General features: G+C 64.3%; 20 protein-coding genes and 1 tRNA gene. 10 read left to right on the top strand and 11 right to left on the bottom strand.

Going from position 1 to position 22,292, the window contains the following annotated elements:
• The first annotated feature begins 281 nt into the window (after positions 1–281).
• Positions 282–998, top strand: coding sequence for a hypothetical protein (locus P3G66_RS29415; RefSeq protein ID WP_030537909.1), 717 nt, complete (start codon positions 282–284; stop codon positions 996–998).
• 73 nt (positions 999–1,071) lie between these two features.
• A tRNA-Leu gene (locus tag P3G66_RS29410) sits at positions 1,072–1,153 on the top strand.
• A 59-nt stretch (positions 1,154–1,212) separates the two neighbouring features.
• Here the strand turns inward: P3G66_RS29410 and P3G66_RS29405 are convergent.
• A complete protein-coding gene (locus P3G66_RS29405; protein ID WP_030537908.1) occupies positions 1,213–1,932 on the bottom strand; it encodes an aspartate/glutamate racemase family protein in 720 nt (239 codons plus the stop codon).
• 210 nt (positions 1,933–2,142) lie between these two features.
• Between P3G66_RS29405 and P3G66_RS29400 the strand changes: the two genes are divergently transcribed.
• The gene (locus tag P3G66_RS29400) at positions 2,143–2,550 is read left to right on the top strand and encodes a hypothetical protein (protein ID WP_020970031.1); all 408 of its coding nucleotides are present in this window, start codon (positions 2,143–2,145) and stop codon (positions 2,548–2,550) included.
• Positions 2,547–2,927, top strand: coding sequence for a DUF3817 domain-containing protein (locus P3G66_RS29395; protein ID WP_003945334.1), 381 nt, complete (start codon positions 2,547–2,549; stop codon positions 2,925–2,927). Before P3G66_RS29400 ends, P3G66_RS29395 begins: the two co-directional genes overlap by 4 nt.
• A 62-nt stretch (positions 2,928–2,989) precedes the next feature.
• Here the strand turns inward: P3G66_RS29395 and rdgB are convergent, their stop codons facing one another.
• From rdgB to clpS, 7 genes are all read right to left on the bottom strand, one after another.
• Complete coding sequence (gene rdgB / locus P3G66_RS29390; RefSeq protein WP_019749148.1) at positions 2,990–3,598, bottom strand: RdgB/HAM1 family non-canonical purine NTP pyrophosphatase; 609 nt, start codon at positions 3,596–3,598, stop codon at positions 2,990–2,992.
• Between the two features lie 3 nt (positions 3,599–3,601).
• Positions 3,602–4,387, bottom strand: a complete 786-nt coding sequence (gene rph, locus P3G66_RS29385; protein ID WP_003945332.1) for a ribonuclease PH — start codon at positions 4,385–4,387, stop codon at positions 3,602–3,604.
• A gap of 52 nt (positions 4,388–4,439) precedes the next feature.
• Complete coding sequence (locus P3G66_RS29380) at positions 4,440–5,198, bottom strand: cyclic nucleotide-degrading phosphodiesterase (RefSeq protein WP_007733274.1); 759 nt, start codon at positions 5,196–5,198, stop codon at positions 4,440–4,442.
• Positions 5,199–5,295: 97 nt separating this feature from the next.
• Positions 5,296–5,955 carry a rhomboid family intramembrane serine protease gene (locus P3G66_RS29375; protein ID WP_007733273.1) on the bottom strand — a complete coding sequence of 220 codons (660 nt, stop codon included), beginning with the start codon at positions 5,953–5,955 and terminating at the stop codon, positions 5,296–5,298.
• A 92-nt stretch (positions 5,956–6,047) separates the two neighbouring features.
• Entirely contained in the window at positions 6,048–7,115 is a 1,068-nt protein-coding gene (locus P3G66_RS29370; protein ID WP_276117535.1) for a P1 family peptidase, read from the bottom strand.
• Positions 7,112–7,702 carry a DUF2017 domain-containing protein gene (locus P3G66_RS29365; RefSeq protein ID WP_003945318.1) on the bottom strand — a complete coding sequence of 197 codons (591 nt, stop codon included), beginning with the start codon at positions 7,700–7,702 and terminating at the stop codon, positions 7,112–7,114. The genes P3G66_RS29370 and P3G66_RS29365 overlap by 4 nt, the downstream gene beginning before the upstream one ends.
• Before the next feature lie 56 nt (positions 7,703–7,758).
• Positions 7,759–8,070 (bottom strand): ATP-dependent Clp protease adapter ClpS, encoded by a 312-nt coding sequence (gene clpS, locus P3G66_RS29360; RefSeq protein WP_029255695.1) that lies wholly within the window; start codon positions 8,068–8,070, stop codon positions 7,759–7,761.
• A 121-nt stretch (positions 8,071–8,191) separates the two neighbouring features.
• Here clpS and P3G66_RS29355 point away from each other — a divergent pair, with 121 nt between their 5' ends.
• From P3G66_RS29355 to P3G66_RS29345, 3 genes are read left to right on the top strand one after another with little or no spacing between them, the layout of a single operon-like run.
• Positions 8,192–9,532, top strand: a complete 1,341-nt coding sequence (locus P3G66_RS29355) for a nicotinate phosphoribosyltransferase (protein WP_030537905.1) — start codon at positions 8,192–8,194, stop codon at positions 9,530–9,532.
• Entirely contained in the window at positions 9,529–10,176 is a 648-nt protein-coding gene (locus P3G66_RS29350) for a nicotinamidase (protein ID WP_042925786.1), read from the top strand. The genes P3G66_RS29355 and P3G66_RS29350 overlap by 4 nt, the downstream gene beginning before the upstream one ends.
• 9 nt (positions 10,177–10,185) lie before the next feature.
• A complete protein-coding gene (locus P3G66_RS29345) occupies positions 10,186–12,234 on the top strand; it encodes an ATP-dependent DNA helicase (protein ID WP_050656794.1) in 2,049 nt (682 codons plus the stop codon).
• A 68-nt stretch (positions 12,235–12,302) separates the two neighbouring features.
• Here the strand turns inward: P3G66_RS29345 and glgP are convergent, their stop codons facing one another.
• On the bottom strand, positions 12,303–14,903 hold the full coding sequence (gene glgP / locus P3G66_RS29340) for an alpha-glucan family phosphorylase (protein WP_276117534.1): 2,601 nt from the start codon (positions 14,901–14,903) through the stop codon (positions 12,303–12,305).
• 177 nt (positions 14,904–15,080) lie between these two features.
• Between glgP and P3G66_RS29335 the strand changes: the two genes are divergently transcribed.
• Genes P3G66_RS29335 through P3G66_RS29325 form a run of 3 tightly spaced genes read left to right on the top strand, consistent with a single transcriptional unit; the run spans position 15,081 to position 20,754 of the window.
• Positions 15,081–17,105: an alpha-1,4-glucan--maltose-1-phosphate maltosyltransferase gene (locus P3G66_RS29335; protein WP_042925800.1), complete on the top strand. Its 2,025-nt coding sequence runs from the start codon at positions 15,081–15,083 to the stop codon at positions 17,103–17,105.
• On the top strand, positions 17,105–19,306 hold the full coding sequence (gene glgB / locus P3G66_RS29330) for a 1,4-alpha-glucan branching protein GlgB (RefSeq protein ID WP_003945366.1): 2,202 nt from the start codon (positions 17,105–17,107) through the stop codon (positions 19,304–19,306). The genes P3G66_RS29335 and glgB overlap by 1 nt, the downstream gene beginning before the upstream one ends.
• Positions 19,306–20,754 (top strand): neutral zinc metallopeptidase, encoded by a 1,449-nt coding sequence (locus tag P3G66_RS29325; RefSeq protein WP_276117533.1) that lies wholly within the window; start codon positions 19,306–19,308, stop codon positions 20,752–20,754. Before glgB ends, P3G66_RS29325 begins: the two co-directional genes overlap by 1 nt.
• A gap of 18 nt (positions 20,755–20,772) precedes the next feature.
• Here the strand turns inward: P3G66_RS29325 and P3G66_RS29320 are convergent, their stop codons facing one another.
• Together P3G66_RS29320 and P3G66_RS29315 are read right to left on the bottom strand one after the other, a co-directional pair.
• Positions 20,773–21,669, bottom strand: coding sequence for a tetratricopeptide repeat protein (locus P3G66_RS29320; RefSeq protein WP_193604728.1), 897 nt, complete (start codon positions 21,667–21,669; stop codon positions 20,773–20,775).
• A gap of 105 nt (positions 21,670–21,774) precedes the next feature.
• Entirely contained in the window at positions 21,775–22,137 is a 363-nt protein-coding gene (locus tag P3G66_RS29315) for a DUF3817 domain-containing protein (protein WP_003945330.1), read from the bottom strand.
• Positions 22,138–22,292: the final 155 nt, after the last annotated feature.

The following is a 22,292-nucleotide window of genomic DNA, read 5'->3' as shown; positions in this document are numbered from 1 at the left end:
GGATTTCCTCACGTTTGTCGGCACCCTGGAAATCTGGACTTTCGGGGCCGTGATCTTCCTCACGAGACTTCGAGAAAGTGACTCGCGAGTAGGTCGCGAACGCCCTGCCTGGGACTGTTACCGGGATTTTCAGAAACCTGAGGAACCCCTCATATTTATTGTTACCAATTCGTGACCTCCTTGACGGACGGTCGATCCCGTGCGTTCCGGGCCACAATCTGTCGGACCCCCTCGCTACGTTCAGCGCGTCCACACCGGACAACTTCTCGGGGGGAGAAATCATGAAAGACACAGACGTAGTCAGAGCGGCCGAATTCATCGGCGCCGAGCTTCCGCGCGAGGCGTGGCCGCATTGGAATCAGGGATGGCCGCGCGAGTCCGAATCCGCCCTTCTCGACGCGATCTTCTCGTCGCGCGCCGCCTACGGAACACCGAAGACCGGAGTCCGCGCCGTCGTCGACCGTTGGCGCACACACCGCTCGGTAGCCGCCGACGATCGCCTCGACAGCTTGTCCGCTCTCGCCGCCTTCACCGACCGTGGCGACGAGCTCGCAACGATTCTCGGCAATCGCCAGCGCGTGCCGGGCAACTACTTCACCAAAGCCGAGGGTGCGGCTCGTGCGGCCAAGGCGCTCGTCGAATCCGGTTGCAGGTCCAGTGCCGACGTCGAGGACACCGAAAGCCTCCGTTCGGCAGTTGTCTCCGTTCCGGGGCTCGGCCCCAGGACCTTCGAGACGCTGGTGTTCCTGTCCGGGAAGTTGACGGTAACTTCGATAGATCTACTTGCACGGTTCGCCACCGAAGCAAGCAGTGGTGAGGAATTGTTGTCGAGCACCGACGCAGCCGAGTTGCTCGTTGCGGTTGCCGAACATCTCGATGTCGATGTTCAAACGCTCACCCACGCTGCGTGGCGGTATCAACGCACGGCCGAGCAACCTCGCCGGTCGAAGAAATCCACCATGCCGCCCGCAGCGGATCCACTCGCCGAAACGGCCTGAGAGCGGGCGGGCGCATCCCGACCAGGGTGGTGTGCCCGCGAGCGATTCCACTCGCGTATCCTTTGAATTCCGCGCGCGAGTGGCGGAATTGGCAGACGCGCTGGATTTAGGTTCCAGTGTCTCAGGACGTGGGGGTTCAAGTCCCCCCTCGCGCACAACGAAGAGCCCCGCCGGATCTGATCCGGCGGGGCTTTTTCGGTTCTCGTGAGCAAGGTCAGCGCTTTCGATCCTTGACCGGTGGAGTCATGTACGTCGTCCGACTCGGTGTCAGCCCCAGACGGACCGAGCTCTCCAACCAGGTGATCGCCGAGGCCGTCGGATCCACAACCGGAACGTGAATCCCTTTGCCATGCAGCCTGTCTCGGACCGCACTGGTCACACCGAGCATCCCGGTGCAACCGAGAACGACGGTGTCGGCCTCGCCGTTCTCCACTGCCGCAGACGCCTGAGCGGCCAGTCGATCGATCAGTTCCTCCCGATCGGTGAGGCCCAGCACCGGCATGTCCACGACTCGAATACTGCCCAGCCGATTGTCCAGCCCATACCGCCGAGTGAGCGATCGGAGCATCGGCACGACATTCGGCAGGATGGTCACGACACCGACGCGATCGCCCAGACTCATCGCTGTCAGAAATGACGGCTCGAAGCCGCCGACCACCGGAGCGTCGATGATCTCTCGGGCGGCATGCACTCCGGGATCGGCGAAACACGTGATGAACACACCGTCGACGCCGTCGGCTGCCGCCTCCTCGACCCGCTGCACGATCCCGGGGCCGGCAAGTGCCTCGTCGTACTCGGACTCGATGCTCGCCGTGCCAGAGAGCAGTGACACGACGTCGACCGTCGTACCGGGCGCCGCCCAGTGCTCCACCTCGGCTGTCACCGCCGGAGTCAGTGTGGTGTCGATGACCGGGCGAATCACTCTGATGTGCATGAAACACTCCCCTGCTTTCGGATACGCGCCGAGGTTATCGATGCAGCACAGCCGGGAGAATGTGTTCAGTGCCCTGGCGTTGCGGGTGAGGATGGGCATAGCGCACAGGTGCTGCGGGACGGCTTCTACGACACGCCGTGGCACGGCTTCTACGACACCGTGTCGGAGATCGCAGGGCGAGGCACTATAGCTCTCAGGTACCGTCTTAGTGTGTCCAAGAACGCTACTAAACGCCGACCTGCGCTGATTCTGCTGGTCATCGTGTCAGCTGCCGGCTGCCTCGCGCTCGGCTGGTGGCAGTGGGAGCGCTTCGAAGCCGTCGGAGGCTCGGGACAGAATCTCGGGTACGCGTTCCAGTGGCCGCTGTTCGCGGCGTTTGTCGTGTACGCGTATCGCAAGTTCGTTCAGCTCGAAGACGTGGACCCCGAAGAGGCCGAAGCCGAGGAAGCCGCCGCTGAGCCGCGTGAGATTCCCGCCGACCTCTTGCCGCAACGCCCGCGGGCCGAGTTCGACGATGTGAACCTCGACGTCGACGACCCTGAAGCCCGCCAAATGCTGGAATACAACGACTACCTTGCGCAGCTCGCCGCTCGCGAGTCCGATAGGAGCACGACGTGAGTACCGGTTCGGAAGCGAGCATCGCTACCCCCGCAGTCAACGCAGAAAAGCAGAAGAAGGTTGCGTCGGCGCTGGTCCGATACCGCGTTCTCGCCTGGATCACCGGCCTCTGGCTGCTGTTCCTGACCGGTGAGATGGTCTACAAGTACCTGATTCTCGACAATTCGGCGGACGCACCGTCGTGGTTGTTCTACATCGGCCAGATCCACGGCCTGTTCTACATGCTCTATCTCGTATTCACGATCGACTTGGCGATCAAGGCCCGGTGGAAGCCCGGTACGACGGTTGCCACCGCGCTCGCCGGCACGATCCCGTTCCTGTCGTTCGTGTTCGAGCACAAGCGAACCGCCCAGGTGAAGCAGGCTTATCAGCTCTGAGAGTTTCAAAAAGTAGAGCCCTGAACGCAGACGCGTTCAGGGCTCTACTTTTCGGATTCGGTTCAGCCGGCCAGTGCCGCCAGCGCGGGAACGAGCTGTACGAGCGCGCGCCCTCGATGTGACGCCGCATCCTTCTCGGCCGGGGTGAGTTCTGCGGCCGAGCGGGTGTCGCCGTCCGGACGGAAGATGGGGTCGTATCCGAAGCCGCCGTCGCCGGCTGGTTCGCGGCCGATCACCCCGCGCCATTCGCCGCGCACGACGGTCTCGTCGCCGCCAGGGATCACCAGTGCACAGGCGGAGACGAATGCCGCGCCTCGACGCTCGTCCGGCACGTCTCCCAGCTGAGCCAGGACCAGAGCCGTGTTGGCGCCGTCGTTTCCGTGAGTGCCCGACCATCGCGCGGACAGCACACCGGGCATACCGTTGAGTGCGTCGATCTCGACACCGGAATCGTCTGCGATGCAAGGCATTCCGGTTGCAGCTGCTCCGTCACGCGCTTTGGCGAGCGCATTCTCCTCGAACGTCGCTCCGGTCTCGGGGGCTTCGGGGAACGGCGGGACCTCGTCGAGCCCGACCAGTTCGATTCCGTTCACTCCGGCGGCGTCGAGCACCCGGTGAAGTTCCTTCAGTTTCTTGGCATTTCGGCTGGCAACCAACACTCGTACGCTCACAGCTCAGGCACCGAACTTCTTCTTGGGTTCCGGATTCTTCGGTTCGGGTAGCACCCCGGGATACGGCTCGGCCAACGCTTGACGCTGGATCTCGAAAAGTTGCTCACAACCAGCCAGAGCGGAGTCGAGCAGCTTGTCCAGCGTCGAGCGTGGGAAGGTGGCGCCCTCACCGGTTCCCTGAATTTCCACCAGCGTGCCGGTATCGGTGGCCACGACATTCATGTCGACCTCGGCACGCGAATCCTCTTCGTACGGAAGGTCGAGACGCACTCGTCCGTCCACGACACCGACGCTGACGGCCGCTATGCCACACGAGATGGGCTGTGGGTCGGAGAGCAGGTCGGCTGCGCGCAGGTACGTCACGGCGTCGACCAGGGCTACGTATGCCCCCGTCACTGCCGCGGTGCGAGTGCCGCCGTCGGCTTGGAGGACATCACAGTCGAGGGCGATGGTGTTCTCACCGATCGCCGCGAGATCGATGCACGCTCGAAGTGATCGGCCGATGAGTCGACTGATCTCCTGCGTGCGGCCGCCGACCTTGCCCTTGACCGATTCGCGGCCACTGCGTGTGTGCGTGGCGGCGGGAAGCATCGCGTATTCGGCTGTCAGCCAACCCAAGCCGGAGCCCTTGCGCCAGCGGGGTACACCCTCTTCGACGCTGGCGGTGCACATGACGCGAGTGTTCCCGAACTCGACCAGAACGGATCCGGCCGGGTGACTGGTGAACCCGCGGGTGATCTTGACCGTGCGGAGCTCGTCGTCCGCCCTACCGTCTTCTCGTGTAGTCACCTTCGTGAGCCTAGCGGTCGCCCGGTGAGCGCTGCACCGAATGTGAGGGGAATCAGATGTCGTAGACACTTCCGGCGGAGACGGCATGCACTGGTCCGGAGAATTCGGATTTCGCTTCGGCGATCACGTCTTCACGCGATGTCCACGGCGGAATGTGCGTAAGGAGAAGTTCCTTGACGCCGGCGAGGGCAGCCACACGGCCGGCTTCCTTACCGGAGAGGTGAACTCCCTCGGGGCGATCCGGACTGTCGGTCCACGACGCTTCGGAGAGCAACACGTCTGCACCACGCGCGAGTTCGACGACGTTGTCGCACATACCGGTGTCGCCTGTATAGACGAGGACGCGGCCGTCGGCGCCGGTGATCCGGAAACCGTAGGCCTCGGGTGGATGATTCATACGGCGGGCGACGACGCTCAGTTCACCGAACGTCACCGGCTCGTTCTCGGCCCAGAGCCGGACGTCGATGGTGTCGGAGATGTCGTCCATCTCGCCGGCGCACTCGGCGGAGGACACTCCGATGCGGCACGCGGTGTCGGTGGGGCCGTAAACCAGAGCACGGCCGACCGGCGGGTTGGGGTGATAGCGACGCCAGACGAGCAGGCCGGGCATGTCGAGACAGTGGTCCGCATGAAGGTGCGAAAGCAGGATCGTCACCTCGCCCGGATCGGCGTATCGCTGCAACGCCCCAAGAACTCCCGGGCCGAAGTCGATCACGAGCGGCGGAGTTCCCGGTGCCGTGAGCAGGTATCCCGAAGCCGGTGAATCCGGACCCGTGACGCTGCCGGAACACCCCAGGACGGTCATGCGCATACCGGTCATGCTGCCACGTCTACCCGTCTGGGAAAAAGCTCTTGGTGGTTTTGGCGCGTCGAAGTCACACCGCAGTGAGGGTGTGACCCACGTCCGTTCAGAAACTCGGTGGTCGAACGGCCGGCGCCGACCCGGCGCGCTTGGCCCTCTCCCCCGACGTCAACGCCCAGGCGGCAACCACGCCGCCGATCGCTCCGAACAGATGCCCTTGCCAGGAAACCCGTGGATCGCTCGGCAGAACGCCCCACAGCACTCCGCCGTACACGACGAAGACGGCAACGCCGATCAGGATCTGTGTGAAGCTCCGCGTGAAGAACCCGCGCACCAGCAGGTAGGTGACCCAGCCGAAGATCAGCACGGACGCACCGACGTGATTCGAGTTCGAGCCGGCGAACAACCAGGTCCCGACGCCGCCGATCACCCAGATGATGCCGGTCGCCGCGAGTCCCCGCGCAATTCCCGACACCAGCACGAGGTATCCGAGGATCAGCACCGGAATGGTGTTGGCGATCAGATGACCCCAGTCGTCGTGCAGCACCGGGGCGAACAGGATTCCCCACAGGCCGTCGAGCGTGCGCGGGGTGACGCCGGCGTTCTGGACATTCTGACCGGAGATGACATCCACGATCTCGATCACGTAGAGCAGGATCGCGAAGCCGCCCACCAACACGGCCGACTGCTTCCACACCGAGGGCGGACCGGATTTCGGTGCCGGCGTCCGGGTGCCGAAGTCCGGACTGTTGAAATCCATCGTCATCGTGTGCGTCCTCCACCGTCGATCCGGTCTTCTGATCCGGTCACTCGCGACCAGGCTCAATTCGAGATTACCGCCGATTCCAGGAGTGCTGCCTAGAGAAATGCGGACGGGAAGAGTTCGCGGTAGCTCGGGATTCCGGCTACCGACGTGGCGTCGAGAATCGCTGTGACGATCGCACGTTCGACCACCTGGGCCGAAGCCGCGCACACCGCGTCGAGTATCGGCAGATCGTTCGGGAAAGCGTCCGGAACCGTGATCTCCGAATTCGGAGTGTGTTCACCGGTGGCGAGCGCAAAGATCGTGTCGCCGTCGAGCGGCGAATGTGCGGGCCGAATCGCTCGGGCCAGGCCGTCATGACCTGCGACGGCGACGCGTCGGCACCCGGCTTTCGTCAAGGCGGCGTCAGTGGCGACCACACCGATCGTGGTGTTGAGGACAGTTCCCTTGGCTGCAACGGCATTGGCCGCCGCGAGTTCGGACGCGTCGGGGAGCCTGAGGCCGAAAGACTCCGCGCCGTCCGAGCCGACGCCCCACGGCAGGCCTGTTCTGGGGTCGAAGACCGAACCCACCGGATTCGCCACGATCAAGGCGGAGACCGTAGTCCCCTCGGCGGGGCCGTCGGCGATCACGACGCTGGCCGTTCCCACCCCACCCTTGAGCGCTCCGGCTCTGGCACCTACCCCCGCGCCGACCGTGCCCGTGGCGAATTCGCGCGAAGCAGTGTCGGCAGCGAGGAATCCGAAATCGCCGGTCGGACGAACGGTCCAGTCCCCCACCGGCAGATCGAAGATCACGGCGCCGGGCACGATCGGTACCACCTGGCCGCGAGCGCCCATCGCGATCCCGTGATCGTGTTCCTCGAGCCAGCGCATCACTCCGTCGGCCGCGGCAAGTCCGTAGGCACTACCGCCGGTCAACAGCACGGCATTGACCTGCTGGACCGAATGGCTCGGGTCGAGCAGATCGGTCTCGCGGGTACCCGGACCGCCGCCCCGGACGTCGACTCCGGCGACCACACCGGCCGATGCGAGCACGACCGTGCAGCCGGTGGCTGCGCCGCTTCCGAGAGTGGCTCCCTCGTCGAGCTTGTGGTGATGACCGACGGCGAGGCCGGCGACATCTGTCAGTGAATCAGTGGGCCCGGTCCGCGTCGTGGTCATGGCATGAGCGCCTGGACGAGGGAGTCCTGCATCCACGTCAACCAGTGATAGACGTCGAGATGCGGGGCTCGCGGGTCGTCGGGTTCGAGGCTCTCCGGTGTGTCGGCGTCGATGCCGAGATTGGTTCCGAGCGCGAGACGGACGTCGTTGAGCGAGGACAGCCAGGCGTCGGCCTGTTCCTGCGTGAGAACGACCTTGCCGCCGGCCTCCGGAAGCGAAGCCAACAACATGCGAGCGGACTCACGCTTGGCGTCGATGATCTCGGGTTCGTGCAAACTTCGCAGCGCGCCGTTGACATTGGCGCCGGCGTCGTCGAGATCGTCACTGTCCGGAGCGACCTTGTCCGGATCGGTGCGCTGGAAGTCGGGCAGCAAACGCGCCAATACCGGATTGTCGGGTGTCTCCGAATTTCCGGTACGAAGGCCCGTCAGGGCGGCGAGCTCGTCTTGCGGCGCCGAAGACGCACGCTCGTCGAGAAGCCCGGTCACCGACTCCACGAGCGAGCGCAGAACCGCCGCCTCGTGGCCGTCCATCTCGGACTTGAACTTCACTCCGCCGAGTGAACTCTTCCTACTCCACGTCCGCACGCGTCGGACTCCCGTCTACGAGTTAGGCGAACAAATCGGTCGAAAAAGTGCTTTTCTCAGGTGTCGTCGCGTTGCATCGTGGCCCAGAGACCGGCAGCGTGGAGGCGACGAACATCGGCCTCCATCTTGTCGCGCGAACCGCTCGAGACCACGGCCTTGCCCTCCGAATGGACCTGCATCATCAGGTCGGTAGCCTTGGCTTTGCTGTAGCCGAACAACTTCTGGAACACGTAAGTCACGTAATGCATGAGATTGACCGGGTCGTCCCAGACGATGGTCACCCAGGGCCGATCTGCGGCTTCGATGGTCGCAACAGCCTCCGACTGCTCGGGCGTGGCTTGAGGAGAGGAAGCCGTAGCGCCTCTCATCGTTACGTTCGCCGAGTAAGTGCCGGACACGGTCGCGCCGCCGAAAACCATGTATCCAGGGTACGGCGCGACGAGAGGCGACAACACCCACCCACGTCGTCTCGCGCATAGAGTTGTGTGCGTGCCTACGCAAATTTCCGACATCCGCGACGCCGGTGCCAGCACCGCACTGCTCACCGATCAGTACGAACTGACCATGCTCTCGGCGGCTCTCGCCGACGGATCTGCCTTCCGCAACTGCAGTTTCGAGGTATTCGCACGGCGGCTGCCAGACGGTCGTCGCTACGGCGTCGTCGCCGGTACCGAACGCCTTCTCGACGCACTCGAGCAGTTCCGGTTCGGTGAACCGGAACTGGCGATCGTTGCAAAATTTCTCGACGACACGACCGTCGAGTGGCTGCGCAACTATCGATTCTCCGGTGACATCGACGGCTACCGCGAGGGCGACTTCTACTTCCCCGGCTCACCGATCCTCTCGGTCCGCGGAACATTCGCCGAGTGCGTCATCCTCGAAACCTTGATTCTCTCGATCCTCAACCACGACAGCGCGATCGCTTCGGCCGCAGCCCGCATGGTGAGCGCAGCGGGCGGTCGACGGATGATCGAGATGGGCTCGCGTCGTACACACGAACAGGCCGCCGTCGCCGCTTCACGTGCCGCCTATCTCGCCGGTTTCGACGCCACCTCCAACCTCGAAGCCGCGCGGCGTCACGACGTACCCAGCGCAGGTACCAGCGCGCACGCCTTCACGCTCCTGCACACCACCGAGGACGGTCCGGACGAAGCCGCGGCATTCCGCGGTCAGGTCGCCGCTCTGGGCGTATCCACCACCTTGTTGGTCGACACCTACGACATCACCGAGGGCGTGAAAACGGCTGTCGCCGTTGCCGGTCCCGAACTGGGTGGAGTTCGCATCGACTCCGGCGATCTCGGCGTTCTTGCTCGTCAGGTACGCCAACAACTCGACGATCTCGGCGCTACCAAGACACGTATCGTCGTCTCAGGCGACCTGGACGAGTACGCGATCGCGGCTCTGCGCGCCGAACCCGTCGACTCGTACGGCGTCGGTACTTCACTGGTCACCGGATCGGGCGCACCCACCGCAGGCATGGTTTACAAGCTGGTCGAGGTCGACGGAATCGCGGTCGAGAAGAGAAGCACCAACAAGGCATCTCGAGGCGGCGCAAAGAAGGCACTGCGCGTAGTGCGTCCGACCGGCACGATCGTCGAAGAAGTCATCTACCCCGCCGGATCACCGTCACCTGTCTCCGAGGCGGACGGAGCGACCGAACTGCTGATCCCGCTGGTTCGCGAAGGCAAGGTCGTCGACAGCGCGCCGACGCTCGAAGAGAGCAGAGCAGTTCTGAAGGCAGGGCTCGTGAGCCTGCCGTGGGAAGGCCTCAAACTCTCGCGCGGAGACTCGGCTGTGCCCGTTCGATTCACCGGAGGTGAGCACCAGTGAGCGCAAAAGCACTGATAATTGTCGACGTTCAGAACGATTTCTGCGAAGGTGGCGCTCTTGCAGTCGACGGCGGTGCTGCGGTTGCGGGAGCCGTCAACGATTTCGTCAACTCCCACGAGTACGACGCCGTAGTCGCGACTCGCGATTTCCACATCGACCCTGGGGCGCACTTCTCCGAGAATCCCGACTTCATCGACAGCTGGCCGGTTCACTGCGTCGTCGGGACAGCCGGCGCCGAGTTCCATCCGGCGTTCGATGCTTCCGTCGCCGGGTCGGCGATCTTCTCCAAGGGCGCCTACAGCGCGGCCTACTCCGGTTTCGAAGGAGCAGCCGAGGACGGAACGACGCTCGAGGACTGGCTCCGCGCCCACGAGATCACCGACGTCGACGTGATCGGAATTGCCACGGATCACTGTGTCAAGGCCACGGCCGTCGATGCCGCGCGCGCGGGATTCGCCACGACTGTCCTTCTCCCCTTCACCGCTGGTGTGTCGACCGCCACGATCGAGTCGGCATTGGTGCAGATGCGGGAGGCGGGAGTGCAGCTGATCGGGCGAGACGAGGCCTCGTCGGAAGAAGACTCGAATGCCGGGGAACTACCCCGGGAATCATCCGTGGACGTTTCTGACGTAGGGATCCATTAACCTTCGTGGGTGGCCGATCAACTCCCGAACGTTCCCGAACTGCTCCAGACAGCGGTGCGGTCGCTCGGCGGTGCCGAACGAACCAGTCAGCTGACGATGGCGTCCGCCGTGGCGCACTCGATCGACACCGGCGAGCATCTGGCCGTCCAGGCCGGCACCGGTACCGGTAAGTCGCTCGCCTATCTCGTTCCGAGCCTGCGCCACGCGGTCGAATCGGGACGCACCGTGGTCGTGTCCACCGCCACCATCGCGCTGCAGCGTCAGCTCGTCGACCGAGATCTGCCTCGGCTCGCCGATGCCCTGAAGAAGCCACTCGGCCGACGCGCAGAGTTCGCAATCCTCAAGGGCCGCAACAACTACCTGTGCATGAACAAGATCCACACAGGCGCGTCCGAACAGCCACCCGAGGACGAGTTGTTCGATCCGTTCACGGTCTCGCGTCTCGGCCGGGAGGTCGTCCGCCTCACCGAATGGTCCTCCGACACCGAAACAGGTGATCGGGACGAATTGGTGCCGGGCGTATCCGATCAGGCGTGGCGGCAGGTCAGTGTCACCTCCCGCGAATGCATCGGTAAGAACCAGTGCCCGGTCGGTGAGGACTGCTTCGCCGAGCGCGCCCGAGTCGAGGCGTCGAAGGCCGACGTAGTGGTCACCAACCACGCACTGCTCGCTATCGACGCCATCACCGGCATCCAGATCCTGCCTGACCACGACGTCGTGGTGATCGACGAGGCCCACGAGTTGGTCGACCGCGTCACCGGCGTCGCCACGGCCGATCTCACTGCCGCCTCGATCAGTGCCGCGGCCAGGCGTTGCGGCAAGATCGCCGAAGAGCAGGACGCCGACCGACTCGAAGCTGCCGGCGAGGGTTGGGCTGGACTCCTCGAGGAATTGCGCCCAGGTCGATGGGAAGGCCTCCCGGACGGTGCGGCGCCCGCACTGGCCGCGATACGCGACGCGGCCTGGTCGCTGCGCACCGCGATCGGTCCGGCCAAACCGGGCATGGCAGCCGCAGACCCCGAAGCCGCTGCGGCCCGCAACGCTGCGCTCTCGTCCGTCGACGACGTCCACGACAGTGCCGTGCGTATTCTCACCGCTTTCGACGAACCAGACCCGGCAAAACGCAAGGACGTCGTCTGGCTGTCCTCGGACGAGTTCCGCGGATCGGTGCGGCGCTCCGTCCGGATGGCTCCGCTCTCCGTCGGCGGATTGCTGCGCTCGCGACTGTTCGCCGAATCCACCGTCGTTCTCACTTCCGCGACACTGACCGTCGGCGGATCGTTCGACGGTCTCGCCGTCAACTGGGGTCTTCCTGCGGAATCGTCCGCGCGCCCCGACTCGGGTACCGCCATCGGCACCGAAGCACCTTCTGACGCTTCGGCTTTCCGCTGGAACTCACTCGACGTCGGGTCGCCCTTCGACCATGCAAAGGCCGGCATCATCTACATTGCCCGCCACCTCCCCACGCCCGGCCGCGACGGCCTCTCCCCGGTCTATCTCGACGAGATCGCCGAACTCGTCGAGGCTGCGGGCGGACGCGCCCTCGGCCTGTTCTCGTCGATGCGCGCCGCCAAAGCCGCCTCGGAGGCGATGCGTGAACGCCTCGACACCCCCATCCTGTGCCAGGGCGACGACGCCACCGGCACCCTCGTCAAGGCCTTCGCCAAGGACGAACCCACGTCACTGTTCGGCACGTTGTCCCTGTGGCAGGGCGTCGATGTTCCGGGTCCGTCACTGAGCCTCGTCATCTTGGACCGGATTCCGTTCCCGCGCCCGGACGACCCACTCTTGATGGCTCGCCAGCAGGCTATCGAATCCCATGGCGGTAACGGCTTTCTCAGCGTCTCGGCCAATCACGCGGCGCTGCTCCTGGCACAGGGCGTCGGCCGTCTGCTTCGTAGCACCGACGACAAGGGCGTGGTGGCCGTGCTCGATCCGCGTCTGGCCACGGCGAGATACGCGGGTTACCTTCGCGCATCGCTGCCTCCGTTCTGGGAGACGACCAACCCCGAAGTCGTCCGCAAGGCGCTCACCCGCATCCGCGACTCACGTCCCTGAGCCGGTTCTCACGCGGGCACAATTCTGCCCCGGTACCGACCGAACGGACCGGGGCAGAATGTATTACGTCAGACGCTCGGAGTGGTCACCAACCCGAGTTCGGACGCATCGACCAACAACCGGTGATGCGGCAGCACCCGCACGGTGTATCCCACGGAGCCGGAGACCGGAAGCGCAACCTCGGCTTCGAAGATCTCGGTTCCGTCCTCGGCGCCGAAGTGTGTCATCGGGAACGTCACCACGTCGGTGAGTTCCTCGCCTGGGCTGACGCGTCCCAGGACTGCCTGAACCTCCACATCCGAGACCGACAAGCCGCCGAGGCGGACCTTGGCCTTCAAAGAGATGGTCGCACCGATCTCCGGAGTGTCCGGCAAGCCGGAACCGTCCACCTGCTCGACGGCGACGGACGGCCACTGCGATTCGATGCGACGACGGAACCCGGCCACCTCACGCGCGCCGGCAAAATCGTCCGCCACTACCGCTCGAGCTGATTCTGCCGAAGGGGCGTAGTAGTCGACGGCGTAGTCACGAACCATGCGTGATGCCAACACCTTCGGGCCCAGATTCTCGAGGGTGTGGCGAACCCTCTCGACCCAGCGCGTCGGCAGATCGGCTGCATCACGGTCGTAGAACGTCGGCAGTACCGCGTGCTCGAGAAGTTCGTAGAGGGCGCTGGCTTCCAGATCGTCACGCCGCACGTCGTCGAGAACACCGTCGGCCGTCGGAATGGCCCACCCGTTCTCGCCGTCGTACATCTCGTCCCACCATCCGTCGCGAATGGAGAGGTTGAGGCCGCCGTTGAGCGCGGATTTCATGCCGGAAGTACCGCACGCCTCGAGGGGGCGAAGCGGGTTGTTGAGCCACACGTCGCAGCCCCAGTACAAGTAGCGGGCCATCGACATGTCGTAATCAGGCAGGAAGACGATGCGGTGACGCACATCCGCTTCGTCTGCGAACCGCACGACCTGCTGGATGAGTGCCTTACCGCCGTCGTCGGCGGGGTGCGACTTGCCGGCCACCACCAACTGCACCGGACGTTTCTCGTCGAGCAACATCGCACGCAGACGCTCGGGATCACGCAGCATCAGCGTCAACCGCTTGTACGTCGGAACGCGCCTCGCGAATCCGACTGTCAAGACGTTGGGATCGAAAACTCCAGTGGTCCAGCCGAGTTCGGCCTCGGTCGCGCCGCGTTCGAGCCAGGACGCTCGGACGCGACGACGGACTTCGTCGACCAACTTGCCGCGCAACGCATTACGTGTTTCCCACAGTTCGGTTGCCGACAACTCGTGCAGGCGCTCCCACCCGCGTGCTTCTTCGAGTTGCTCCTGACCGACGATCCGCCTGGCCACGTCCATCCACTCCGGCGCCGCCCACGTCGGCGCGTGAACACCGTTGGTGACCGAACCGATCGGCACCTCGTCGGCGTCGAAGCCCGGCCAGAGACCGTTGAACATGTCGCGGCTGACGATGCCGTGCAACTTCGAGACGCCGTTCGCTCGCTGGCCCAGGCGAAGACCCATGTGCGCCATGTTGAAGATCGACGGATCGGCTTCACGCCCCATCCCGACGATGCGGTCGACGGTCAGGCCGGGAAGCAAACTCGACTCGTTCTCGCCGTTCGCTCCGCCGAAGTAGTGACGGACCAGATCCGCCGGGAAGCGGTCGATTCCGGCGGGAACCGGAGTGTGCGTCGTGAAGACCGTTCCGGCACGGACCGCGGCCAGAGCCGAATCGAAGTCCAGACCGCTGGTGGTGACAAGTTCCCGAATCCGTTCGATGCCGAGGAATCCGGCATGCCCCTCGTTCATGTGGAACACCTCGGGATCGGGCAATCCGTACGCCGCGGTGTAGGCGCGCACCGCGCGGACGCCGCCGATACCCGCGAGGATCTCCTGCTTGATGCGGTGATCCTGGTCCCCGCCGTAGAGACGGTCCGTGACGCCGCGCAGATCCGCGTCGTTCTCGGCGATGTCGGAATCGAGCAGCAGCAACGGCACTCGTCCGACCTGAGCGATCCACACTCGCGCACGCAGCACCCGGCCACCGGGCATGGCGACGTGAATGACGACCGGCGATCCGTCTTCGGAAGCCGGGCCTGCGTCCGTCAGCAAACGAAGAGGCAACCCTTGAGGGTCGTGCGGCGGGTAGTGCTCGGCCTGCCAACCGTCGGCAGTCAGTGACTGGCGGAAGTAGCCGGATCGGTAGAGCAGTCCGACGCCGATGAGCGGCAGTCCGAGGTCGGACGCGGCCTTGAGGTGATCGCCCGCGAGGATGCCCAATCCGCCGGAGTAGTTGGGCAGAACTTCGCTGACTCCGAACTCCATGGAGAAGTACGCAATTCCGCCGGCTAACGATGTGCCCTTGGCCTGCTGGGACTGATACCAACGCGGGGTGCTCAGATAAGCATCGAGATCGGCTGCTGCAGTGTCGAGGTCACCGAGAAATGCCTCGTCACTGCTGAGTTCGTCGAGACGGGTGGGGTCGACTTCCCCGAGCATGCGGACCGGATCGAACTGGACTGCTTGCCAGAGTTCGGGGTCGAGTCGCGAGAACAGATCCTGTGTCTCGGGATGCCACGACCACCGAAGGTTGGTGGACAGGGGGCCGAGCGCGGCGAGGCGCTCCGGAAGGTGGGCTCGGACAGTGAACCGACGCAAGGCTTTCACCCCGCGAACCCTAGTCGAGTTCCTCGCACTCTGTCCGGTGGAACCGAACGCCCGAGCCGACCTGACCACCGACAGACCCGAATTCGTCGTTATCAGCACTCCAGCGCCGCACCCACTACGGTTGAACCCGGCGAAAGAAAGTTTTACCGCGATCCATCACCAGAAATGGAGCTTCCCGTGTCAGGACGCCTCGGTATCGACGACGTGGTACCCGAGATCTCGGGTAACTATCCGGCAAAGGCCGTGGTCGGTGAAGTCTTCCCAGTGCACGCAACCGTGTGGCGAGAAGGCCACGACGCCATTTCCGCCACTTTGGTCGTGCGTGGTCCGCGCGGTACCAAGCCGCTGCGCATTCCGATGGACCCCGGCACCGAACCGGACACCGTCGACGCGGTGTTCACGCCGTCCGCCGAAGGCATGTGGTCGTTCCGGATCGAGGCGTGGAGCGATCCCATCGCCACCTGGAAGCACGCCGTGGAAGCAAAGCTCGCCGTCGGGCAAGGGGCGGCCGAGTTGGCCAACGACCTGGAAATCGGTGCGCGCCTGTTCGAACAGGCCGCGCACGAGGTACCGCGGGGCAACAGGTCCAGGCTCGAGGCCGTCACGGCGTCGCTGCGCAGCGATCAGGCGCTGACTGCTCGCGTCGCGCCGGCCTTCGCCTCCGACGTCGCCGAACTGCTCCGCGCCACTCCGCTCCGTGAACTGGTCACCAAGGGCGAGTCCCACCCTGTCGTCGTCGATCGCAACCGTGCACTGTTCGGATCGTGGTACGAGTTCTTCCCCCGCTCGACGGGCGGTTGGGACGAGAACGGGGTGCCGCAACACGGTACTTTCCGAACCTCGGCCGAAGAACTACCCCGCATCGCCGCAATGGGTTTCGACGTCGTCTACCTTCCGCCGATCCATCCCATCGGCGAGATCAACCGCAAGGGACGCAACAACACTCTCACTCCCGAACCCGGTGACGTCGGCTCGCCGTGGGCCATCGGCTCGGTCGACGGCGGGCACGACGCTGTTCACCCGCAACTCGGCACGCTCAAGGACTTCAAGGCCTTCGTCGCTGCGGCCCGCAAGCTCGATCTCGAAGTGGCACTGGATCTCGCGCTGCAGTGTGCCCCGGATCATCCATGGGCCAAGAAGCATCCGGAGTGGTTCAACGTCCTTCCCGACGGCACCATCGCCTACGCCGAGAACCCGCCCAAGAAGTATCAGGACATCTACCCGATCAACTTCGACACCGATCCTCGCGGTCTGGACAAGGAAATCTTGCGAGTCGTCCGACACTGGATCAGTGCCGGCGTCAAGATCTTTCGTGTCGACAACCCGCACACCAAGCCGCCCAACTTCTGGGAGACACTCATCTCGGAGGTCAAGAAAACTGACCCCGACGTCTTGTTCCTCGCCGAGGCTTTCACTCGTCCGGCGCGCATGTACGGCCTTGCCCGGCGCGGGTTCACACAGTCGTACACGTACTTCACCTGGCGAGTTGCGAAGTGGGAGCTCACCGAATTCGGTAACGAGCTGGCGGCGAAGGCCGACGAAGCCCGACCGAACCTCTTCGTGAACACGCCGGACATCCTGCACGAGTCCCTCCAGCACGGTGGGCCCGGAATGTTTGCACTGCGAGCAGCTCTCGCCGCCACCCTGGCGCCGACGTGGGGCGTCTACTCCGGTTACGAACTCTACGAACACCAAGCCGTTCGCCCCGGCAGCGAGGAATACCTCGACTCCGAGAAGTACGAACTTCGGCCGCGCCGTTTCGCCGAAGCAGCAGCGCGAGGCGAGTCTCTCGAGCCGTGGATCACCGCGCTCAACCGCATCCGGCGTGCACATCCGGCCCTGCAACAGTTGCGGAACCTGCACTTTCACCACATCGACAACGACGCGTTGATCGCCTACTCGAAGTTCGACGCCTCGACCGGTGACGCCGTCCTGACGGTGATCAACCTCAACCCGTTCGCTGCAGAAGAGGGCACCGTCTGGTTGGACATGCCGGCGCTCGGACGCGAATGGCACGACCACATGACCGTGCTCGACGAGGTAACCGGTGAGCAGTTCAATTGGGGCCAAGCCAATTTCGTCCGCCTCGAGCCCTGGCGTTCGGTGGCGCACATCCTCGCGCTCCCACCCGTTCCGTATCCGGCCCGGATCTCTCTGGCCTACCAAGCACGCAATGCGCACCGCGCAGGTGGAGGCAAGTGATGTCAACCGAGAAGTTCCCTTCGGGTATCGCACCGGACAATCACGATCTGGAGCTGTTGGCGCGCGGTGAACATCACGATCCGCACAGTGTCCTCGGCGCCCATCCCCACGCCGACGGCACCGTTCTGCGTGCGTTGCGTCCCAACGCCGAGTCCGTCAGTGCCGTCATCGGCGGCAAAAACTTTCCTCTCGAACATGTTTCGAACGGAATCTTCGCGGCTCTGGTCCCCTACCCCGACCTGATCGACTATCGCTATTCCGTGACGTACCCGGGTGGACACACGGTTCTCGCAGCCGACCCTTACCGGTTCCTGCCTACTCTCGGTGAACTCGACCTACACCTGTTCGGCGAAGGTCGGCACGAACGACTGTGGGACATCCTCGGTGCACATCCGCGTTCTTACGAGACACCGGATGGACCCGTCGACGGCACCTCGTTCGCCGTCTGGGCTCCGGCCGCCCGCGGCGTGACCGTCGTCGGCGACTTCGACGGGTGGAGTGGGCAATTCGCCCCCATGCGAGTCCTCGGATCCACTGGGGTCTGGGAACTCTTCCTGCCCGACATCGCAGTCGGTTCGCTGTACAAGTTCCGGGTCCACGGCCACGACGGCTCCGTTCGCGACAAGGCCGATCCCATGGCATTCGGTACCGAGGTCCCGCCGGCGACTGCATCGCGAGTGACCACCAGTTCGCATGAGTGGAACGACGCGGCCTGGCTCGAAACCCGCGCCGGTGTCGATCCTTCGCAGTCCCCGATGAGCGTGTACGAGGTGCACCTCGGATCGTGGCGTCCGGGACTCGACTACCGGCAGATGGCCGAGCAACTCGCCGTCTACGTCACCGAAACCGGATTCACCCACGTCGAACTGCTGCCCGTCTCCGAGCATCCGTTCGGTGGTTCGTGGGGATACCAGGTCACCTCGTACTACGCACCGACCTCCCGCTTCGGCACCCCGGACGACTTCCGCTGGTTCGTCGACCACCTGCACGCCGCAGGGATAGGTGTCATCGTCGACTGGGTGCCTGCACACTTCCCCAAAGACGAGTGGGCCCTGGCTCGTTTCGACGGAACTCCCCTGTACGAGCACGCCGATCCGCGTCGCGGCGAGCAGTTGGACTGGGGCACATACGTATTCGACTTCGGTCGCCGCGAGGTGCGGAACTTCCTCGTCGCCAATGCACTCTTCTGGCTCGAGGAGTTCCACATCGACGGACTTCGCGTCGACGCTGTCGCATCGATGCTGTACCTGGACTACTCACGCCCGGAAGGTGGATGGACTCCCAACATTCACGGCGGCCGCGAGAATCTCGAAGCCGTTGCGTTCCTGCAGGAGATGAACGCCACCGTCCACAAGAACCATCGAGGAGTCGTCACCGTCGCCGAGGAGTCGACGGCGTGGCCCGGAGTCACTCGGGCGACCAATGTCGGCGGCCTCGGATTCAACATGAAGTGGAACATGGGGTGGATGCACGACACCCTCGGGTTCCTCGGTCACGACCCGGTACACCGGACCTACCACCATCACGAGATCACGTTCTCACTGATGTACGCGTGGAGTGAGAACTACCTGCTACCGATCAGCCATGACGAAGTGGTGCACGGCAAAGGAACTCTGTGGACCCGGATGCCCGGGAACGACTTCGCCAAGGCGTCCGGCCTGCGCTCACTGCTTGCATACATGTGGGCGCATCCAGGCAAGCAACTGCTGTTCATGGGACAGGAGTTCGGTCAGAGTGCGGAATGGTCGGAAGAACGCGGCCTCGACTGGTGGCAGCTCGACGATCAGTACACCGGCACTCTCCATCGCGGCGTCCAGCGACTGGTCGGCGATCTCAACTCCGCGTACCGACGTCATCCGGCCATGTGGACCCTCGACACCTCGCCCGGTGGATACTCCTGGATCGACGCCAACGACACCGAGAACAACGTCCTCAGTTTTCTGCGTTACGGTACTGACGGTTCGATTGTCGCCTGCCTGTTCAACTTCTCGGGCAGTGAGCACTCGAGCTACCGCGTCGGGCTACCAGAGCCCGGCCGATGGGTGGAAATTCTCAACACCGATGCCGAGGTGTACGGCGGCTCCGGAGTCGGGAACCTCGGAGCGGTCACAGCAACGTCGCATTCGTGGCACGGTCGGCCAGCCTCCGCACAGGTGGCGCTGCCAGCTGCTGGAGCGATTTGGATAAGTCTGGAGCGTTGATGGTCGGCCGGCGAGTAGTCATTGTCACGTCGTCACTGTTGGCAGTGGCCGCACTGCTCGCCGGTTGTGCCCAGGGAACGAGTGGCCACGCCGTCTCGATTTATCACGATCCCTTCCGCGTCGCCGGACTCGACGCAACGGCAGGACCAAGTGGGTTGCGTCCGGGAGCCCCCAACGCCGACCGAGCAATCACCGGCACCGACGGCGGGGACATCGACGCGCTGGCAGCCAACGCCATCACAGACATCGAAACCTACTGGGCCGCCGAGTACCCGGCTCTGTTCGACAAGCCCTTCGAACCGGTCGACGAGCTGATCTCGTGGGACCCCACCGAATCGAACGGCCCGGACTTCTGTGAGGAGACCACCGAAGAACTCATCAACGCCGGGTACTGCAGCATCGATCACACCATCGGTTGGGATCGTGAATTGCTGCTGCCCGAGGTGCGGGAGAAGTTCGGTGAAGTGGCCGTCGCGTTCATCTTTGCGCACGAGTACGGCCATGCCGTTCAACGCAAGGCCGGGATCGTCGGCGGTAAACGAGACGCAGCCCTGGTGCGAGAACAGCAAGCCGACTGTTTCGGTGGCGCCTTCTTGCGGCACGTCGCCGAGGACAAGGCCGCGCACTTCACGATGAACACCTCCGACGGACTCAACAAGGTGTTGGCGTCGGCGGTCGCCATCCGCGACGAAGACCCTAATGATCCTGAGAGCCACCATGGTTCGGCGTTCGAGCGCGTCACCGCCACTCAGATCGGCTTCACCGACGGCGCCGGTGCGTGCGCGAAGATGGACGCCGACGAAATCGAGTCACGACGTGCAGACCTCCCGCAGCAGTTCGCCGAGGGCAACGATTCCGGAGAACTGCCCGTCACCGAGGCAACTCTCGACGAGTTCGTGACGACCTTCCAAGCGATCTTCGATCTACCGCAGCCACCGAAGGTCGTGTTCACCGGCGCAGACACCGGGTGCAGCGATGCCGTTGCGACCGAACCCGTCTCGTACTGCCCGTCGACGAACACCATCGGAATCAGCGTCGACGACCTTGCCGAGCGCGGCACGCCGGGTCGCGTCGGGCGACGCGAGTTGATCCAGACCAACATCACCGGTGACTACAACGCCTATGTCCTGCTCGCGTCGAGGTACACCCTCGCGATGCAGAAGGAGAACGGCCAATCGCTCGACACTCCGCAGACTGCCTTGCGCGCCGCCTGCCTGTCCGGCGTCATCACCGCAGCGCTCAGTCCCACCAACGCCGCGGCGTCCGGAGCACAGGTCACACTCTCCCCCGGCGACCTCGACGAAGCCGTATCGGGGCTGCTGACCGACGGCCTGGCTGCCAGTGACGTCAACGGTGAGACGGTTCCGAGCGGGTTCGCACGTGTCGACGCGTTCCGGACCGGCGTTCTCGGTGGCCGGGAAGTGTGCGACAGCCGCTACACGGAGTAGCGACCGCCGGTCCACACGTCAGTAGAGAGCGGAAGCCAACTTACGACGGGCCGCGATGACGATCGGTTCTGCCGGGTCGAACAGTTCGAACAGTTCGAGCAGGCGCGTCCGAGCGGCAGCCTTGTCGTCGCCGGCAGTTCGCGAGACCACCGAGATCAAGCGGGCGAACGACGCCTCGGGTTGCTGGGCGAACATTTCCAGGTCGGCCGCAGCGAACTGCAGTTCGAGATCGGACGGATCAGCATCCGCGGCCGCAATCGACTCGGGATCGACACCCTGAACCCGAGCCATGAACTTCACCTGGCGGACAGCGCTCTTGGCCTCCGCATTGTTGGGTTCGGCGTCGAGAATCACCTGGTACGCAGCGATGGCGGCGTCGAGATCGCCCTCGTCCAGCGCGGTTTCAGCGGCCACGAAGCGAGGATCCTCGACCTCCTCCACCGGTTCGTCCGCGTCGGAGACCGGCCCACTCAACTTGCCCTCGACAGCTTGGAGGACTGCGTCGAACCACTGGCTGAGCTGCGCCTCTGGCTGAGCGCCCTGAAAATCGGCCAACGGCTGACCAGCCGCGACAGCAACAACCGTCGGAACCGACTGGACACCGAATGCCTGCGCGATACGAGGGCTCACGTCGACGTCGACGTTGGCAAGAATCCACTTGCCGCCGGCTCGCGCTGCAAATGATTCGAGAACTTCGGTGAATACGACCGAGGGCTCGTATGCGCGGCCACCGATGTTGACGATCACCGGCACCTGGCTCGACTTCAGCAGGACTTCGCTTTCGAAGTTCTCCTCGGTGACCTCGATCACTGCCCCGGAGACAGCAGAAACGGCCCCGTCGCCGCTGGTGTTACGCGGCGGTGGTGGGGCCGTGGCCCGCTCTTTGAAGGCGGACAAGTCGACTGCGCCGCTCATGGCGGCAGCAACTGCGGACGAACGCGCGGGGGGCCTGGAACCTGGTCGAGTCACGGCTCCCAGTTTGTCACGAGTTGCGAGAAGCTACGTAGAGGGATGCAGCACTCAGACGAGCGCCGCGTTGCCCTTGGACGCCTCGAACTCCGTGGACAGCTCACCGAGCTTGCCGTTTCGCACTGCCCAGCGTTCGAAGATGACGGTGCCGAAGGGCGGAACGCTCGAGATCAGCGCAAGGATCGTGGTCTTGACGTCCCACTTGAGCGACCACGCGGTCAGGAGTGCAACAACGATGAACACCAGGAAGCCGGCGGTTCCGTGGACCATTCCGGGGATGCGAATCGCTTCTTCGTGTCCGAGGACCCACTTGAAGAACATGGCAACCAGCAAGGCCGCCCAGGTCACAGCTTCCCACCACGCCACCAGACGGAAGCGTTTCGCGGGAGTGGATACGTCAAAGATGTTCGCCATGAGGCCATTGTGCCCGAACAACTACGACGCCCCGTAGTTGTGTGAGGAAAACCACGGGGCGTCGCAGAGCGAGAGTGCTCGTTCAGGTGTATTTAGACACTCAGGCCTTGGGGACGCGGACGATGAGTGCGTCGCCTTGTCCGCCGCCGCCGCAG

The sequence above is a fragment of the Rhodococcus sp. C3V genome (assembly GCF_029269915.1).
Taxonomy (GTDB): domain Bacteria; phylum Actinomycetota; class Actinomycetes; order Mycobacteriales; family Mycobacteriaceae; genus Rhodococcus_F; species Rhodococcus_F qingshengii.
The sequence above is the reverse complement of the archived record's forward strand: the minus strand, read 5'-3'. Positions and strand labels throughout refer to the sequence as shown.